13 protein-coding genes are annotated in these 18,398 nt (G+C 64.8%); all 13 read left to right on the forward strand.

Annotation, left to right across the window (positions count from 1 at the left end; all coding sequences use genetic code 11):
• The first annotated feature begins 506 nt into the window (after nt 1-506).
• The gene (gene algD, locus ACIPK7_RS02915; protein WP_401085133.1) at nt 507-1,817 is read left to right on the forward strand and encodes a GDP-mannose 6-dehydrogenase; all 1,311 of its coding nucleotides are present in this window, start codon (nt 507-509) and stop codon (nt 1,815-1,817) included.
• Between the two features lie 212 nt (nt 1,818-2,029).
• The gene (alg8, locus tag ACIPK7_RS02920; RefSeq protein WP_192430726.1) at nt 2,030-3,511 is read left to right on the forward strand and encodes a mannuronan synthase; all 1,482 of its coding nucleotides are present in this window, start codon (nt 2,030-2,032) and stop codon (nt 3,509-3,511) included.
• Between the two features lie 33 nt (nt 3,512-3,544).
• Complete coding sequence (locus tag ACIPK7_RS02925) at nt 3,545-4,717, forward strand: alginate biosynthesis protein Alg44 (protein WP_192291891.1); 1,173 nt, start codon at nt 3,545-3,547, stop codon at nt 4,715-4,717.
• Between the two features lie 13 nt (nt 4,718-4,730).
• A complete protein-coding gene (gene algK, locus ACIPK7_RS02930) occupies nt 4,731-6,128 on the forward strand; it encodes an alginate biosynthesis TPR repeat lipoprotein AlgK (RefSeq protein WP_401085137.1) in 1,398 nt (465 codons plus the stop codon).
• Nucleotides 6,129-6,229: 101 nt separating this feature from the next.
• On the forward strand, nt 6,230-7,663 hold the full coding sequence (locus tag ACIPK7_RS02935) for an alginate export family protein (RefSeq protein ID WP_401085589.1): 1,434 nt from the start codon (nt 6,230-6,232) through the stop codon (nt 7,661-7,663).
• A 155-nt stretch (nt 7,664-7,818) separates the two neighbouring features.
• Entirely contained in the window at nt 7,819-9,501 is a 1,683-nt protein-coding gene (gene algG, locus ACIPK7_RS02940) for a mannuronan 5-epimerase AlgG (protein WP_192430728.1), read from the forward strand.
• 9 nt (nt 9,502-9,510) lie between these two features.
• Entirely contained in the window at nt 9,511-10,923 is a 1,413-nt protein-coding gene (locus ACIPK7_RS02945; protein WP_401085140.1) for an alginate O-acetyltransferase, read from the forward strand.
• Nucleotides 10,924-10,959: 36 nt separating this feature from the next.
• Nucleotides 10,960-12,075, forward strand: a complete 1,116-nt coding sequence (locus tag ACIPK7_RS02950) for a mannuronate-specific alginate lyase (protein WP_401085592.1) — start codon at nt 10,960-10,962, stop codon at nt 12,073-12,075.
• 384 nt (nt 12,076-12,459) lie between these two features.
• Nucleotides 12,460-14,022: an MBOAT family O-acyltransferase gene (locus tag ACIPK7_RS02955; protein ID WP_401085143.1), complete on the forward strand. Its 1,563-nt coding sequence runs from the start codon at nt 12,460-12,462 to the stop codon at nt 14,020-14,022.
• A gap of 16 nt (nt 14,023-14,038) precedes the next feature.
• Entirely contained in the window at nt 14,039-15,211 is a 1,173-nt protein-coding gene (locus tag ACIPK7_RS02960) for an alginate O-acetyltransferase (protein WP_192430731.1), read from the forward strand.
• Between the two features lie 98 nt (nt 15,212-15,309).
• A complete protein-coding gene (algF, locus tag ACIPK7_RS02965; RefSeq protein WP_192430732.1) occupies nt 15,310-15,960 on the forward strand; it encodes an alginate O-acetyltransferase AlgF in 651 nt (216 codons plus the stop codon).
• A 284-nt stretch (nt 15,961-16,244) separates the two neighbouring features.
• The gene (locus ACIPK7_RS02970) at nt 16,245-17,687 is read left to right on the forward strand and encodes a mannose-1-phosphate guanylyltransferase/mannose-6-phosphate isomerase (RefSeq protein ID WP_192430733.1); all 1,443 of its coding nucleotides are present in this window, start codon (nt 16,245-16,247) and stop codon (nt 17,685-17,687) included.
• Nucleotides 17,688-17,903: 216 nt separating this feature from the next.
• Nucleotides 17,904-18,368, forward strand: a complete 465-nt coding sequence (locus ACIPK7_RS02975; protein WP_192430734.1) for a multidrug transporter — start codon at nt 17,904-17,906, stop codon at nt 18,366-18,368.
• The last annotated feature ends 30 nt before the right edge of the window (nt 18,369-18,398 follow it).

Genomic DNA, 18,398 nt, shown 5'->3' on the forward strand with positions numbered 1-18,398 from the left:
CATCAGGTGATATCAATTGGATATTTCACATTCTTTCAGGGACGGGATGGGCGGAAGGAACTAACCGCATTTCGGATAAATCCTATTTGCGCAACGAGCATCGTTGGCGAAACAGAAATGCCCCGATGGAAATTGGAGTTTTACTTCCAAGGTTATTTCGATCAGCTCTTGTCGATTCATCCTTGAAACGCAACCCAATGAAATAACTGAACTTTTCAGATGACGAGGCAATCATCTAACCAGACTGGAGCACGCCAGGCAGACATTGCACCAACTTTGCAATCTGCCTGAAACATAACAGGGCAAACATCCAAAGTTTGCGCCAATACCGTGCTCGAAAGTTTAGCACTCGATTCCCATGCCTGCCTGGAAGGAAGTACGGAGAACACTTTGACAGTGAACTCCGGGGATTCACTCAACCTGAATAAAGCGCCCTTCGGGGCAACCTGAATAAATCGCCCTACCGGGCAACTTTAAACAGTTCGACCATTGAAGAGGTGAATGCGATGCGTATCAGCATCTTTGGTCTTGGGTATGTTGGCGCAGTATGTGCCGGCTGCCTGTCCGCACGGGGCCATGAAGTCGTTGGGGTGGATGTGTCCACCACCAAGATCGATCTGATCAACAACGGGAAATCGCCCATCGTCGAGCCGGGCCTGGAGCCTCTGCTGCAGCAGGGCATCCGCACCGGTCGCCTGTCGGGCACCACCGACTTCAAGAAGGCCGTACTGGACACCGACGTGTCGTTCATCTGCGTCGGCACCCCGAGCAAGAAGAACGGCGACCTGGACCTGGGCTACATCGAATCCGTCTGCCGCGAGATCGGCTATGCGATCCGCGAGAAAAAAGAGCGCCACACCGTGGTCGTGCGCAGCACCGTGCTGCCGGGCACCGTGAATAACGTGGTCATCCCGATCATCGAAGACTGCTCGGGCAAGAAAGCCGGTGCCGACTTCGGTGTGGGTACCAACCCGGAGTTCCTGCGCGAATCCACCGCGATCAAGGACTACGACTTCCCGCCCATGACCGTCATCGGTGAGCTGGACGCCCAGACCGGCGACCTGCTGGAAGAGATCTACCGCGAGCTGGACGCGCCGATCATCCGCAAGACCATCGAGGTCGCCGAGATGATCAAGTACACCTGCAACGTCTGGCACGCCGCCAAGGTCACCTTCGCCAACGAGATCGGCAACATCGCCAAGGCCGTCGGCGTCGATGGTCGCGAGGTGATGGACGTGATCTGCCAGGACCGCAAGCTGAACCTGTCGCGCTACTACATGAAGCCCGGCTTCGCCTTCGGCGGCTCCTGCCTGCCCAAGGACGTGCGCGCCCTCACCTACCGCGCCAGCCAGCTGGACATCGAGCACCCGATGCTCGGCTCGATCATGCGCAGCAACCAGCACCAGGTGCAGAAGGCCTTCGACATCATCGCCGCCCACGGCAGCCGCAAGGTCGGCCTGCTCGGTCTGTCGTTCAAGTCCGGCACCGACGACCTGCGCGAAAGCCCGCTGGTGGAACTGGCCGAGATGCTCATCGGCAAGGGCTACGAGCTGCAGATCTTCGACCGCAACGTCGAGTACGCCCGCGTCCATGGCGCGAACAAGGAGTACATCGAATCGAAGATCCCGCATGTCTCCTCGTTGCTGGTTTCGGACCTGGACACGGTCGTGAAGTCCTCCGACGTCCTGGTCCTGGGCAACGGTGACGAGCTGTTCGTCGACGTGGTGAAGCAGGCGCCTGAAGGCAAGAAGGTCGTCGACCTGATCGGTTTCATGCCCAGCGTCACAGACGAGCGCGCCGAAGGCATCTGCTGGTAATTGGGTTTCGATTGGCTGCGCGTCGGCCCGGTTAGGCGGAGAGGAACTCGGAAATGCTCATTCACTTCAGTGAACTCCGCTTCCTCGTCCCTCTCCGCCTAACCGGACTCTAGCTCGCTCAATCGAGTCCATGCCTTCAGACCCTAAAAGCGCCGGTCACCGGCCCGCCCAGGCGGGCCGATGACCAAGCCCAACCAGACGGATAGACGACGATGGAAACCTACAAACGAATCATCGGTGAGGCCACCGGCTGGCTGGTCTTTCTCGGCCTGCTGATGCTGCTGGCACTGCTCGTGCCGCCGACCGTATTCGACGCCGAATCCAAGGACTTCCTGCTGCTCATCGGCGCGGTCGGCATCTGGCGCTATTCCATGGGAGGCCTGCACTTTCTGCGCGGCATGCTGTTCCTCTACGTGGTCTATCCGCACTACCGCCGCAAGATGCGCAAGCTCGGCGACGCGGCCGACCCGTCCCACGTGTACCTGATGGTCACCAGTTTCCGGATCGACGCGCTGACCACCTCGATGGTCTATCGCTCGGTCATCGAGGAAGCCATTGCCTGCGGCTACCCCACTACCGTGGTGTGCTCCATCGTCGAGATGTCCGACGAGGTGCTGATCAAGCAGCAGTGGCAGAAGCTCAACCCGCCGGAGCATGTCGAACTTGACTTCGTGCGCATCCCCGGCACCGGCAAGCGCGACGGCCTGGCTCACGGCTTCCGTGCCATCTCCCGCCACCTGCCCGACGAAGACGCGGTGGTCGCGGTGATCGACGGCGACACCGTTCTGGAGCCTGGCGTGGTGAAGAAGACCGTGCCCTGGTTCAAGCTCTTCCCCAACGTCGGCGGCCTGACCACCAACGAATTCTGCGAAGTGCAGGGCAGCTACGTGATGAGCGAGTGGCACAAGCTGCGCTTCGCCCAGCGCCACATCAACATGTGCTCCATGGCCCTGTCCAAGCGCGTGCTGACCATGACCGGGCGCATGTCGGTGTTCCGCGCCGCGGTGGTAACCGACCCCGACTTCATCACCGACGTTGAAAGCGACCACCTCGACCACTGGCGCCTGGGCCGCTTCCAGTTCCTCACCGGTGACGACAAGTCCAGCTGGTACAGCCTGATGCGCCTGGGCTACGACACCTTCTATGTGCCGGACGCGGCGATCAACACGGTCGAGCACCCGCCGGAGAAGAGCTTCATTAAGGCCAGCCGCAAACTGATGTTCCGCTGGTACGGCAACAACCTCCGGCAGAACTCCCGCGCCCTGGCCCTGGGCCCGCAACGCCTGGGCTGGTTCACCAGCGTGGTGCTGTTCGACCAGCGCCTGTCGATGTGGACCTGCCTGCTCGGCCTGGTCGCCGCGATCATCGCCAGCATCAAGTACAGCATCGCCTTCCTGCTCATCTACCTGCTGTGGATCGGCATCACCCGCTTCGTGCTGACCCTGCTGCTGTCGCTGTCGGGCCACCACATCGGGCCAGCCTATCCCGCGATCCTCTATTACAACCAGATCGTCGGTGCCCTGGTGAAGATCTACGTGTTCTTCCGCCTCGACCAGCAGTCGTGGACCCGCCAGAACACCAAGCTCGACCGCGGCCTGGCCAGCTTCCAGCGCTGGTTCAACACCTGGTCCTCGCGAGCCATGACCTTTTCCGCGGCCAGCGTTTTCGTCGCCGTACTGCTGACCATCGTCTGACCTCCTTTTTAGCTACGTACAGGACTCGACCTCATGAATACCGCCGTCAACGTCAATGTCGTGCATGAATCCGAAGCCCAGCGCCAGCACGCCCGGGTCAAGCTGCCCGCCCGTATCCGCTACATCGGATCCCACCGCGAGGGCGTCGACGCCCGCCTGCTGGACCTGTCCGCCGGCGGCTTCGCCTTCACTTCCGCGAACAACACGCCGGTACAGGTCGGCGACCTGCACAAGGGCAAACTGTTGTTCCAGATCGACAGCATCAGCTTCTCCCTGGAAGTGGAGTTCCAGGTGCGCTCCTACGACCGCGAAAGCGCGCGCGTCGGTTGCGAATTCCAGCACCTGAAGCCGCGCGAGATCGCCGCCCTGCGCTACCTGATCACCTCCTACCTGGCCGGTGAAGTAGTGAGCGTGGGCGACATGCTCAACACCCTGCAGCGCGAGAACTTCACCAAGGCCCGCAAGCACGGTGCAGGCTCCGGCGGCATGGGCTTCTTCGGCCGCTTCCGCGCGGTCACCGTAAGCACCGCGATCTTCGTGGTCGGCGTCGGCGCCTTCGCGGTGATCCTCAACCAGATCTACAACCTGTACTTCGTCACCCATGCCGACTCGGGTGTGGTCAGTGTGGCCAACCAGCAGATCACCATGCCCCGCGAAGGCACGGTGGAAAGCCTGGTGGAGCCTGGCGCCGAAGTCGCCAAGGGCGCGCCGATCGCCTCCTTCTCCGCCAACCTGCTGGACCTGCTCAAGGGCAACCTGACCGAAGAACAGCTCAACCCGAGCAACATCGAGAAGCTCTTCGGCCATCAGATGAAGGGCACCCTGACCAGCCCGTGCGACTGCCGCGTGGTCGAGCAGCGCGTCGCCAACGGCCAGTTCGCCAACAAGGGCGACGTGATCTTCACCCTGACCCCGCGCGACAGCACCGCCACCGTCGAAGCGCGCTTCCCCTACCGCAACGCCGCCGAGCTTTCCCCCGGCACCCACGTGAACTTCCAGGTCGCCGGCGACAGCGAAGTGCGCGGCGGCCGCATCCTGCGCACCGCGCCGGTGGACGGTGACCTGTCCTCGGAAATCCGTGTGCAGATCACCCCCGACCAGCCGCTCGACAGCCAGATGGCTGGCCGCCCGACTGAAGTCAGCATCGGCGGCCTGCCGGGCCGCACTCTGCTGAACAAAGCGATGGCCCTGGCCACCGCTCGCTAAGAGGACCGCCCGCATGAATCGACCTGCCTTGCGACACGCCCCGCACCTGGCACTGGCATTGGCCATCGCCGCCGCGGCCGGATGCGCCGGCCTGCCCGACCAGCGCCTGGCCCAGGAGGCCCTGGACCGCGGCGACATCGCCACCGCCCAGGCCAACTTCCAGGCCCTGGCCACCATGGGTTACGCCGACGCACAGGTCGGACTGGCCGACATGCAGGCCGCCACCGGCGACCCCGACGAACAGGCCCGCGCCGAGAAGCTCTACCGCGAAGCGGCCGAGAGCTCCCCGCGCGCCCGCGCCCGCCTGGGCAAGTGGCTGGCGGCCAAGCCCGGCGGCACCGACGCCGAGCACCGCGAAGCCGAACAGCTGCTGACCCGCGCCTTCAACGAAGGCGAGGACAGCGCGCTGGTTCCGCTGATCGTCCTCTACCTGCAGTACCCGCAGGCCTGGCCGAACGTGAACCCGCAGCAGCGCATCGACCAGTGGCGCGCCCAGGGACTGCCGCAGGCGGACCTGGCGCAGATCATCCTGTACCGCACCCAGGGCACCTACGACCAGCACCTCACCGAAGTCGAGCAGGTCTGCCAGCGCTGGCTGAACCGCATGGACGTGTGCTGGATGGAGCTGGCCACCGTGTACCAGAAGCAGGGCAACGCAGATAAGCAGAAGGCCCACATCGAATCGCTCAAGGCAGGCTGGAAGGCCGGCCGCGTACCGTCCGAGCGCGTCGAATCGGTAGCCGGCGTGCTGGCCGACCCGAACATCGGCACCGCCGACCCGCAGGCCGCACAGGCGTTGCTCAACGAGATCGCGCCAACCTACCCGGCCGCCTGGGTCAGCCTCGCCAAGCTGCAGTACGACAACCCCGACCTGGGCGACCTCGACCAGATGCTCGACTACCTGAAGAAGGGCCAGGAAGCCGCGCAGCCCCGCGCCGAACTGCTGCTGGGGCGCCTCTACTACGACGGCAAGTGGGCCCCGCAGGAACCGCAGAAGGCCGAACAGCACCTGCTCAAGGCCGCCGCCACCGAGCCTCAGGCGCACTACTACCTGGGCCAGATCTACCGCCGCGGCTTCCTCGGCCAGGTCTACCCGCAGAAGGCCGTGGACCACCTGATCATCGCCGCCCGCGCCGGCCAGGCCAGCGCCGACATGGCCCTCGCCCAGCTCTATTCGCAGGGTCGCGGCATTCGCCCAAACCTGGTCAATGCCTACGTCTTCGGCGAGCTCGCCCAGCGCCAGCAGGTACCCACTGCGAGCGACCTGATGGCGCAGATCGAACCGCAGATCCAGCCGGCCGACCGCAGTGCGGCCCAGCAGTTGCTCAAGCGTGAAGAACAGGCTCGCGGCGCCAACTGGCAAGCCACCGTCAGCCTTCTGCAGAACAACCAGGAACAAGAAAATCTATGAAGCGCAACGACCCGATGACCACCCCGCTGTTTGCTCTCGTCGATGGAGTTCAGCCGCGTGCCCTGGCTTCCGCTGTCCGCCGCGCCCGCCTGTTCCCCGCCATGCTCGGCGTTGGCCTGAGCCTCGCCGGCACCCTGTTCGGCAGCCTCGCCCACGCGGCAGAAGAGCCACCGAAGAACTTCGGCCTCGACATCAAGGTGACCGCCGAATCCGAGGATGACCGCGACCTGGGCACCGCCCGCGGCGGCGACCTCAACGGCATCGGTCTGGACCTGCGCCCCTGGGCCTTCGGCCAGTGGGGCGACTGGAGCGCCTACGTGATGGGCCAGGCAGTCGCCGCCACCGACACCATCCAGACCGACACCCTGCAGAACGACGACGTCAACAACACCAGCAGCGGCAGCCGCGACAACAAGCGCGAGCCCGACGATGCCTACCTCGCCCTGCGCGAATTCTGGGTCGACTACGCCGGCCTTACCCAGTACCCCGGCGAGCACCTGCGCTTCGGTCGCCAGCGCCTGCGCGAAGACAGCGGCATGTGGCAGGACACCAACATCGAAGCGCTGAACTGGACCTTCGACACCACCCTGCTGCGCGCCCACCTCGGCGCCGCCCAGCGCTTCTCCGACTACCGCACCGACATCACCGACCTGGCGCCGGAGGACAAGGACCGCACCCATGTGTTCGGCGATATATCCACGCAGTGGATGCCCCAGCACTGGGTCGGCCTGCGCCTGCACCATTCCGACGACAGCGGCAGCCTGCCGGACCGGGGCGAGACCGTCGACTCGCTGGACAAACGCTCCACCGGCGACCTCACCTGGGTCGGCATCGAGGCCAACGGCGATGGCTACAACTGGCGCTCGCAGATGCCCATCAACTACTGGGCCAGCGCTACCTGGCTGACCGGCAACCGTGACCGCCTGACCACCGTCCCGGTGAACGGTGAGCGAGTCGCTGCAGGCAAGCAGAGTGGCGACGTGGATGCCTACGGCGCTGACCTGGGCCTGCGCTGGAACATCGACGAGCAATGGCGCGTCGGCGGTGCCTACGCCCGCGGCAGTGGCGGCGGCAAGAACGGCGAAGACCAGTTCGAGCAGACCGGCCTTGAGAGCAACCGCTCCAACTTCACCGGCACCCGCGCCCGCGCGCACCGCTTCGGCGAGGCCTTCCGCGGCGAACTGTCGAACCTCGAAGCTGCGACCCTTTTCGGTTCCTGGCAGCTGCGCGACGACTACGACGCGAGCGTCATCTACAACAAGTTCCGCCGCGTGGACAGCGACTCGGACATCGGCAGCAGCGGCATCACCGCTCCGCTGGTCAACGACTCCAAGGACATCGGCCAGGAAGTCGACCTCGTCGTCACCAAGTACTTCAAGCAGGGCCTGCTGCCGGCTTCGATGAGCCAGGCGATCGACGAGCCGTCGGCGCTGATCCGCTTCCGTGGCGGCGTATTCAAGCCTGGTGACGCCTACGGCAGCCACGTCGACTCGACCATGCACCACGCGTTCGTCGATGTGATCTGGCACTTCTGAGGACTGTAGCGATGACTATCCGAGCACCCTTCCCCGCTCCAACACCCTCACCCCAGCCCTCTCCCAGGGGGAGAGGGGACGCTCTGGCGTTGGGTTGCGTGCCGTGCCAGCCGATCGCTCCGAACAGCTCCCTCTCCCTGCGGGAGAGGGTTGGGGTGAGGGGGCCGCAAGGCCAGCGCAAGTCCGGCGCCGTGCAATGGTCCACCCTGCTGCTGGGCAGCGTATTGCTGGCCACCACTCCAGCCTGGGCGGCGCAGCCCGCGGCCAAGGCCGAAGCCAGCAGCGCACATGCGAAGAAGACCGACGCCGCGAAAGCCGAAACCGGCAAGACCGCCGAAGGCGAACAGGCCCCGGCAGAAGAACCGGGCCACACCCAGACCCTCAAGCAATCGGGCAACTACACGGTGACCGCGGCACCCAGCGAGCCGCTGCACCTGGAACCGCCCAAGCTGCCCGACCTCACCGGCTACACCGCCGAGGCGGTGGAGAAGAAGATCCAGCGCAACAAGCGCGGCAAGGCCCACATCGAACGCATGGTCCAGCAGCAGCCGCTGAAGGAATTCACAGGCGGCAAGAACCGTCTCGCCGAATGGGTGAAGCGCCAGCGCCAGATGCCCCAGGCGATCTTCATCGACGGCGGCTACGTCAACCTCGCCGACCTCGTGGGCAAGTTGCCGAAAACTGCCCTGGAACAGACCGAGCCGGGCGTCTACGTGGCCCGCCTGCCCATCGTCGTCAGTCAGGGCGCCACCCTGGAGATCGACGGCAAGGTCAAGGAACTGCGCCTGTCCCAGGACCGCGGTGCGTTCCTGGTCAACGACGGCAAGCTGTTCGTGCGTAACACCAAAGTCACCGCCTGGAACGAGGCGAAGAAGGAACCGGCGTGGTTCAAGGAGCCCAACGAATTCCGCCCCTTCCTGATCTCCTGGGGCGGCGCCGAGGCTTACCTGGTGAACAGCCACTTCACCAGTTTCGGCTACAACGCCTCCAAGGCCTACGGCATCTCCATCTCGCAGTACAGCCCGGGCATGGACAAGACCATGAAGCGTCCTCGGCCCCAGGGCTGGGTGCTCAATTCCACCTTCGAGGACGCCTGGTACGGCTTCTACTGCTACGAGGCCGACGACCTGGTGGTACGCGGCAATACCTACAAGAACAACATCGTCTACGGCATCGACCCGCACGACCGTTCGCATCGCCTGATCATCGCCGAGAACACCGTCTACGGGACCAAGAAGAAGCACGGCATCATCGTTTCGCGTGAGGTCAACGACAGCTGGATCATCCACAACAAGACCTACGACAACCACCTCTCCGGGATCGTCCTCGACCGTAATTCCGAGCGCAATCTGGTGGCCTACAACGAGGTGTACCGCAACCATTCCGACGGCATCACCCTCTACGAGTCGGGCGACAACCTCATCTACGGCAACCAGGTGCTGGCCAACCTGCGCCACGGCATCCGCATCCGTAACAGCGTGAACATCCGCCTGTACGAGAACCTCGCGGCCGGCAACAAGCTGATCGGCGTCTACGGCCACATCAAGGACCTCTCCGATACCGACCGCAACATCGACCTCGACCCCTTCGACACCAAGGTCTCGCTGATCGTGGTCGGCGGCAAGCTGGCCGGCAACGGCTCGGGTCCGCTGTCGGTGGATTCGCCGCTGTCGCTGGAGCTCTACAAGGTGGCCATGCTCGGCCCGACCAAATCATCCGGCATCTCCTTCAACGGCGTGCTCGGCGAAAAGCAGGACCAGATCCTGGACCTGCTGGTGCGCCAGCAACGCGCGGTGCTGATCGACCCCGTCGAAAGCCAGGCCGAACTGCAGAACTGAGGACCGACCATGAATAAAATCACCACCAACCTGCTGCGCCTGTCGGGCCTCACCGCCGCCCTGCTGCTCGCCCACCAGGCCAGCGCCGCCGACGCGCCGAGCTACTCCGCGCAGCCGGCTGCCGGGCTGTGCCCGACCGCCGCCAACAACGCGGCGTACAACACCAAGTACCTGGGCTTCTTCACCCACCTGGTGCCGGCCCAGGAAGACTGGCTGTTCCGTACCACCTACGACCTGCGCACCGACTTCGGCACCAGCGCCGAAGGCTGGCGCGAGCTCAAGCAACTGCGCGACGAACTCAAGCGCAAGGGTATCGACCTGGTCGTGGTCTACCAGCCCACCCGTGGCCTGGTGAACCGCGAGAAGCTCAACCCGCAGGAGAAGGCCAGCTTCAACTTCGAGCTGGCCAAGCAGAACTACCAGGCGACCATCGCCCAGTTCCGCAAGGCCGGCATCTACACCCCGGACTTCTCGCCGCTGTTCGACGAGAAGGAAGAGCACCCCTACTACTTCAAGGGCGACCACCACTGGACCCCGTACGGCGCCATGCGCAGTGCGAAGATCGTCGCCGAGACGCTGAAGGAAATCCCCGCCTACAACGACATTCCCAAGAAGGAATTCGAGAGCAAGCGCGTGGGCCTGCTGTCCAAGCTGGGCACCTTCCACAAGGCCGCCGCCCAGCTGTGCGGCAGCAGCTACGCGCCGCAGTACGTCGACCGCTTCGAGACCGAGCCGGTGGGCGATTCGGGCGGCGGCGATCTATTCGGTGAAGGCGGCGATGCCCAGGTCGCGCTGGTGGGCACCTCCAACAGCGGCCCGGCGTACAACTTCGCCGGCTTCCTGGAGCAGTACGGCAAGGTCGACATCCTCAACAACGCCGTGTCCGGCGGCGGTTTCGACAGCTCCCTGCTGGCCTACATGACCAGCAAGGAATTCCACGACAAGCCGCCGAAGATCCTCATCTGGGAATTCGCCACCCACTACGACATGGCGCAGAAGAGCTTCTACCGCCAGGCCATGCCGCTGGTGGACAACGGCTGCGCCGACGGCAAGCCGGCCATCAGCCGCAAGGTCAAGCTGCACGCCGGCAGCAACGAGGTGCTGGTCAACAGCAGCGCCCTGCCGATCCGCTCGGGCAGCTACACCGCCGACGTCACCTACTCCGACCCCGGCGTGCACGAACTCAAGAACACCATCTGGTACATGAACGGTCGTCGCGAGCAGCTGAAGATCGAGCAGTCCAAGGCCGTGGATACCGGCGGACGCTACGTCTTCGAACTGCGCAACGACGAGGACTGGTCGAACCAGCAGTTCCTCTCCCTGGAGATCGAGGCGCCGGAAGACATGCCGGCGGGCCTGGAAGTCGAGGCCAAGCTCTGTCAGACGCCCAAAGCCAAGTCGGCCGACATGGCCGCCAACTGACGCGAGGGAGTGAATTCCATGCCCAGCCTACGCAAGATCAAGACCCCCGTGGTCGCCCGCATCGGCCTGACCATCGCCGTGCTCGGCGCCCTGTTCGGTGGCGAAAGCGCCACCTACGCCGCCGACCTGATGCCGCCACCGGGCTACTTCTCCGCCGTCGGCGACAAGGGCAGCAAGAAGGACGCCGACAACTGCCCGACACCGCCCACGCCCTACACCGGCAGCCTGCAGTTCACCAGCAAGTACAAGGGCTCGGATTCGGCGCGCTCGACCTTGAACGTCGACGCGGAGAAAGAGTTCCGCAGCCAGATCAAGGACATCACCGACATGGAGCGCGGCGCCACCAAGCTCATCACCCAGTACATGCGCAGCGGCAACAAGGGCGACCTGGACTGCGCGATGAACTGGCTGGATTCCTGGGCGCGGGCCGGTGCGCTGGAAAGCAGCGACTACAACCACACCGGCAAGTCCATGCGCAAATGGGCGCTGGGCAGCCTGTCGTCTTCCTACATGCGCCTGAAGTTCTCCAGCAGCCGCCCGCTGGCCGCCTACGGCGAGCAGTCGAAAGAGATCGAGAACTGGTTCAGCACCCTGGGCAGCCAGGTGGTGCGCGACTGGAGCGACCTGCCGCTGAAGAAGATCAACAACCACTCCTACTGGGCCGCCTGGTCGGTGATGTCCACCGCTGTGGTAACCAACCGCCGCGACCTGTTCGACTGGTCGGTGCAGGAGTTCAAGGTCGCCGCCAACCAGGTCGACGCCGACGGCTACCTGCCCAACGAACTCAAGCGCCGCCAGCGCGCGCTGTCGTACCACAACTACTCGCTGCCGCCGCTGACCATGATCGCCGCCTTCGCCCAGGTGAACGGCGTCGACCTGCGCCAGGAAAATAACGGCGCCCTGCAGCGCCTGGCCAACCGCGTGATGCAAGGCGTGGACGACCAGGACGCGTTCGACCAGAAGACCGGCAACGACCAGGACATGGGCGACCTGAAGGAGAACAGCAAGTTCGCCTGGCTCGAACCCTACTGCGCGCTCTACAGCTGCGCGCCCAAGACCCAGGACTGGAAGAAGAAGATGGAGCCGTTCAACAGTTTCCGCCTGGGGGGTGAAGTGACCAAGGTTTTCAACCGTCAGGGGGCGGGGAGCTGAAGCAGCGCCCGTCTCCTTGAAAGCGGAACTCCCGTAGGGCGCATAACCGCTTGCGGTTATCCGCCGAAGGATCTGGCACGAAACCACGGCGGATAACGCTTCGCGTTATTCGCCCTACCAGAGCAGAGCGGCAACACCGAGCCATCCGACAACACCGGACGGCCCCCTCTCCCACTGGGAGAGGGCTGGGGTGAGGGCAAGCCCTCGCTCCGAAGCAACGGCAACACCACCCGACCCACGCAATAAAGACGCGGGCGGGCGCAACAGATTGAGCACCACATGGGGAGGAATTGGCGGGTTGCCCCGGCCTTTCCTCAAGGCGTCGCGAAGACGCCGGAAGGTTCGGAGCGACTCAAGGTTTGAAGCTCCAGAGAGAGACGCGGAATGGTCTTTTCTTCCAACGTATTCCTGTTCCTGTTCCTGCCGGTCTTCCTCGGCCTGTACTACCTGAGCGGGAACCGCTACCGGAACCTCCTGTTGCTGGTCGCCAGCTACATCTTCTACGCCTGGTGGCGGGTGGACTTCCTCCTGCTGTTCGCCGGCGTCACGGTCTTCAACTACTGGATCGGCCTGCGCATCGGCGCCGCCGGCGTGCGCACCAAGGCTGCCCAGCGCTGGCTGATCCTCGGCGTAGTGGTCGACCTCTGCGTGCTGGGCTACTTCAAGTACGCCAACTTCGGCGTGGAGAGCCTCAACGAGATCATCACCTCGCTGGGCATGCAGCCCTTCGTGTTGACCCACATCCTGCTGCCGATCGGCATCAGCTTCTACACCTTCGAATCGATCAGCTACATCATCGACGTGTACCGCGGCGACACCCCGGCCACGCACAACCTGATCGACTTCGCGGCGTTCGTGGCGATCTTCCCGCACCTGATCGCCGGCCCCGTGCTGCGCTTCAAGGACCTGGTCGACCAGTTCAACCACCGCACCCACACCGTCGACAAGTTCGCCGAAGGCTGTACCCGCTTCATGCAGGGCTTCGTCAAGAAGGTGTTCATCGCCGACACCCTGGCGGCGGTGGCCGACCACTGCTTTGCCCTGCAGGACCCGACCACCGGCGACGCCTGGCTCGGCGCGCTGGCCTACACCGCACAGCTGTACTTCGACTTCTCCGGCTACAGCGACATGGCTATCGGCCTCGGCCTGATGATGGGCTTCCGCTTCATGGAGAACTTCAACCAGCCCTACATCAGCCAGTCCATCACCGAGTTCTGGCGGCGCTGGCACATCAGCCTGTCCACCTGGCTGCGCGACTACCTGTACATCAGCCTGGGCGGTAACCGCGGCACCACCTTCCAGACCTACCGCAACCTGATCCTCACCATGCTGCTGGGCGGCCTCTGGCACGGCGCCAACGTCACCTACATCATCTGGGGCGCCTGGCATGGCGTGTGGCTGGCCATCGAGCGCGCGCTGGGCGTGAACGCCGCACCCCGGGTGCTCAATCCGCTGAAGTGGGCGTTCACCTTCCTGCTGGTGATCGTCGGCTGGGTGATCTTCCGCGCCGAGGACCTGCACGTGGCCTGGCGCATGTACGAAGCCATGTTCAGCTTCGGCGACTGGAAGCTCTCCGAGCTCAACCGCGCCAGCCTCACCGGCCTGCAGGTCGGCACCCTGGTGATCGCCTACCTCGTGCTCGCCTTCTTCGGCCTGCGCCAGTTCTACAACCAACCGATGCAGAGCAAGGCGCCCAAGGCCGCCGCGAAGACCGAACAGGTCGACGCCGACGGCCCGGCCAGCGCCCAGCCGCGCGCTCCGGCCATGGCCCAGCAGGACACAGCGGCGATCGCCTACTCGCCCAGCGGCGCCGCCGTCTACCAGCCGCACTGGATGACCCAGCTGCCGGTACTGGCCACGCGCATCGCCCTGCTCCTGCTGTTCGCCGCCTCGGTGCTCAAGCTCTCGGCGCAGAGCTACTCACCGTTCCTCTACTTCCAGTTCTGATCCGGACGAGGCATCCATGACTATCGCCAAACCCCTCCAGTACGCCTACATCGCCGCCTTCGGCGGGATGTTGCTGGGCCTGGCCGGCTGGTCGCTGAAGGCCTTCCCCAGCTTCTCCGCCGCCGAGGGCACCACCGTGCTCAACGGCAAGCTGGCCCACGCCTTCGAAGGCCACTACGACGACGAATTCCCCATCAAGCGCCTGGGCACCAACCTCTGGGCCGCATTGGACTACACCGTCTTCGACGAAGGCCGCCCCGGCGTGGTGATCGGCAAGGACGGCTGGCTGTTCACCGATGAAGAGTTCAAGCCCGCCCCCTCCCAGCAACAGTTGGAAGATAACTGGGCGCTGGTGCGCGGCGTGCAACAGGAGCTGGAGCGCCGCGGCGTGAAGCTGGTGCTGGCGATCATCCCCGCCAAGACCCGCCTCTACCCCGAGTACGTCGGCAAGGAGCAACCCGCAGCCCTGCACGCCTCGCTCTACACCGACTTCCTGCAGCGCGCCCGCCAGGCCGGCATGGCCGCGCCCGAGCTGCTGGAGACGATGGAAAAGGCCAAGGACAACGGCCAGGTGTTCCTGCGCACCGACACCCACTGGACCCCGCTGGGCGCCGAAGCCGTGGCCCAGCGCCTGGGCGAAAGCATCCGCGCCGGCCAGGGCGCCGACCTGCCGACCCAGAGCTTCGTCACCGAGGCCGGCAAGAGCGGCGCGCACAAGGGCGACCTGCTGACCTTCCTGCCTCTGGACCCGCTGTTCACCAACCTGCTGCCTGAAGAAGACCAGCTGCAGCAGCGCCAGACCCACCCGGCCGAGGACACCGCCGGCTCTGCTGACACCAGCGGCGGCGACCTCTTTGGCGACAGCACCCAGCCGCAGGTCGCCCTGGTCGGCACCAGCTACAGCGCCAACGCACGCTGGAACTTCGCCGGCGCCCTCAAGCAGGCGCTCTCGGCGGATGTCATCAACTACGCCAAGGAGGGCAAGGGCCCCCTGGAACCGATGCTCGAACTCCTGCAGGACGAAGGCTTCAAGCAGAAGCCGGCGCGACTGCTGGTCTGGGAATTCCCCGAACGCTACCTGCCGATGCACAGCGACCTGAGCCAGTTCAACCAGGACTGGGTGGCGCAATTGCGGGCAGCCGGTAGCCGCGACGAACGCCTGGCTTCCAACCAGGCCCCGGCTCACTGAGCAGATACATCCACGGCGCATCGAGCGCTGGAACAGGGCACCACCCTTGCCCATACGAGAAAAAGTAGACGGAGGTACACCCCATGAACCGACTGAGCATGAACCGACTGACCATTCGCACCCTGAAGTCGTCCGCCCTCGCACTGGCCCTGGGCGCCGCATCCTTCGGCGCTTTCGCCGGTGGTGAAGGCGCGCTGTACGGCCCGCAGGCGCCCAAAGGCTCCACCTTCGTACGGGCCTACAACGCCGGCAGCGGCGAGCTGTCCGTCAGCGTCGGCAACGCCACCCTCAACGACATCTCGCCGCTGGGCTCCAGCGACTTCAAGTTCCTCCCGCCGGGCAACTACACCGCCAAGGTCGGCACCCAGAGCCTGCCGGTGAAACTCGACCCGGACGCCTACTACACCCTCGTCAGCCAGCCCGGCGGCCAGCCGCGACTAGTGCCCGAGCCGCCGTTCAAGAACAAGCAGAAGGCTCTCGTCCGTGTACAGAACCTCAGCGGCAAGGCCCTCACCCTGAAGACCGCCGACGGCAAGACCGAAGTGGTCAGCAACGTCGCCCCGCAGAGCCACGGCGACCGCGAGATCAACCCGGTGAAAGTGAACCTGGCGCTGTTCGACGGCGCGAAGAAGGTCAGCGACCTCAAGCCCGTCACCCTCGAGCGCGGCGAAGTGGTCTGCCTCTACGTCACTGGCGACGCCGGCAAGCTGAACCCTGTGTGGGTCAAGCGCCCGGTGAAGGCGGACTGATCCATGCGCCGGCGGATGCTGCACTGCCACTCCCATCCGGAGTGCGGACGAGGCGCCACACCTCCCGCCGGCACGAACTGCCTGCCCTTCCCTCGGGGAGGGTCCTGGGGCGCACCGGCAACTGACGCGCCCCGCTCCACCCAGAACAACAAGACCGGCCAAGCACCGGCAGAAGAACCCGTGCGCCGCAACGACGGCAAGCACAGGAGAGGTCACCCAAACCGCACGCCGGCCCGCATGACGTGGACCGGCCAACAGAACGCAAACGCTTTAGGAGAAACCCGATGATCCCAGTAATCCTTTCCGGTGGTAGCGGCTCGCGACTCTGGCCTCTTTCGCGCAAACAGTATCCCAAGCAGTTCCTGGCCCTGACCGGCGACCACACCCTGTTCCAGCAGACCCTGGAGCGCCTGGTGTTCGAAGGCATGGAGCCGCCGGTGGTGGTGAGCAACCAGGAACACCGTTTCATCGTCCAGGAACAGCTCGAAGCGCTGGACCTGAAGACTCAGTCCATCCTCCTCGAACCCTTTGGCCGCAACACCGCCCCGGCAGTCGCCATCGCCGCCATGAAGCTGATGTCCGAAGGCCGTGACGAACTGCTGCTGATCCTTCCCGCCGACCACGTGATCGAAGACCAGCGCGCCTTCCAGCGCGCCCTGGCACTGGCCACCAATGCCGCCGAAAAGGGCGAGATGGTGCTCTTCGGCGTCCCCGCCGACCGCCCGGAAACCGGCTACGGCTACATCAAGTCCGGCGACGAGCGCGGCCTGCCGGACGGCGTCATCCGCGTCGAGCGCTTCATCGAGAAACCCGATGAAGCCCGTGCCCGTCAGTTCGTCGAGGAAGGCGGCTACTTCTGGAACAGCGGCATGTTCCTGTTCCGCGCCAGCCGCTTCCTGGAAGAACTGAAGAAGCACGACGCCGACATCTACGACACCTGCCTGCTCGCCCTCGAGCGCAGCCAGCACGACGGCGACCTGATCAACATCGACGCCGCCACCTTCGAGTGCTGCCCGGACAACTCCATCGACTACGCCGTGATGGAAAAGACCCGCCGCGCCTGCGTGGTCCCGCTGGCCGCCGGCTGGAACGACGTCGGCAGCTGGTCGTCGATCTGGGAAGTCCACGACAAGGACGCCGACGGCAACGTCACCATGGGCGACGTGGTCGTGCACGACAGCCACAACTGCCTGGTGCACGGCAACGGCAAGCTGGTGTCCGTGGTCGGCCTGGAAGACATCGTGGTGGTCGAGACCAAGGACGCCATGATGATCGCCCACAAGGACCGCGTGCAGGACGTCAAGAAGGTAGTCAACCAGCTCGACGCTGCCGGCCGCAGCGAGACCCAGAACCACTGCCAGGTCTATCGTCCGTGGGGTTCCTACGACTCGGTGGACATGGGCGGCCGCTTCCAGGTCAAGCACATCACCGTCAAGCCCGGCGCGCGCCTGTCGCTGCAGATGCACCACCACCGCGCCGAGCACTGGATCGTCGTCTCCGGCACCGCCCAGGTGACCTGTGACGACAACACCTTCCTGCTAACCGAGAACCAGTCCACCTACATCCCGATCGCCTCGGTCCACCGCCTGGCCAACCCGGGCAAGATCCCGCTGGAGATCATCGAAGTGCAATCGGGCAGCTACCTGGGCGAAGACGACATCGAGCGTCTGGAAGACGTCTACGGCCGAACCACCGAGAACGTGGAGCTGCGCGCCGTCGTGCGCTGATTCCACGCGAGAATCCGGCGCTTCCCCCATCGGCGCCATGCCCCCGCACCTTCCGGTGCGGGGGCTTTTTTATGCCCGTAGCTGCCCACTCCCTCAGGGATACACCGTTGCCGGACGGTTCGCGAGCGAGCCCCACAGGGAACACCCGCGCCACATCAACCCGCCCTATCCCGCCGCCTGCTAAGGTAATGCTCGAAACCCTGCGCGGAGCGCTCCATGCTGTACGGCATCCTGCTGATCGTCACCTGGATCATCCTGCTGATCCGCTACCCCTCCCGCGCCCTGCCGATCTCCGGCGCCGGGCTGGTCGGGCTGGCCACGGTCATCGCCGTGGCCATCTGGCAGGACAACAGCGACACCCGCCAGCTCCAGCACCTGGAATTGCGCATCGCCTATCAACCCGACCAGTGCCAGCCTGGCCGCCCCCTGGCCGTCAGCCTGAAGAACGGCTCCGCGCGCCCGCTGCTGGAGCTGCGCTGGAAAGTTGCCGCCTACCGTCCCGGCGATACCACCGACCTCGCCGAAAACCTCTACGAAGCGCCGCGCTACCGTGGCCCCGGCGCGCTGCTCGCCGGCGATAGCTGGAACGACTGCCTGCCGCTGCCACCGCTGCGCCCCGGCTACCGCGCCAGCACCCTGGAATTTCGCGCCGAGCGAGTCAGCGGCCGCTTCGGCAATTGATTCACCTGCCCCGCACAATCCGGTACGGTA

It is taken from the genome of Pseudomonas sp. NPDC086581, assembly GCF_044746165.1.
Taxonomy (GTDB): Bacteria; Pseudomonadota; Gammaproteobacteria; order Pseudomonadales; family Pseudomonadaceae; genus Pseudomonas.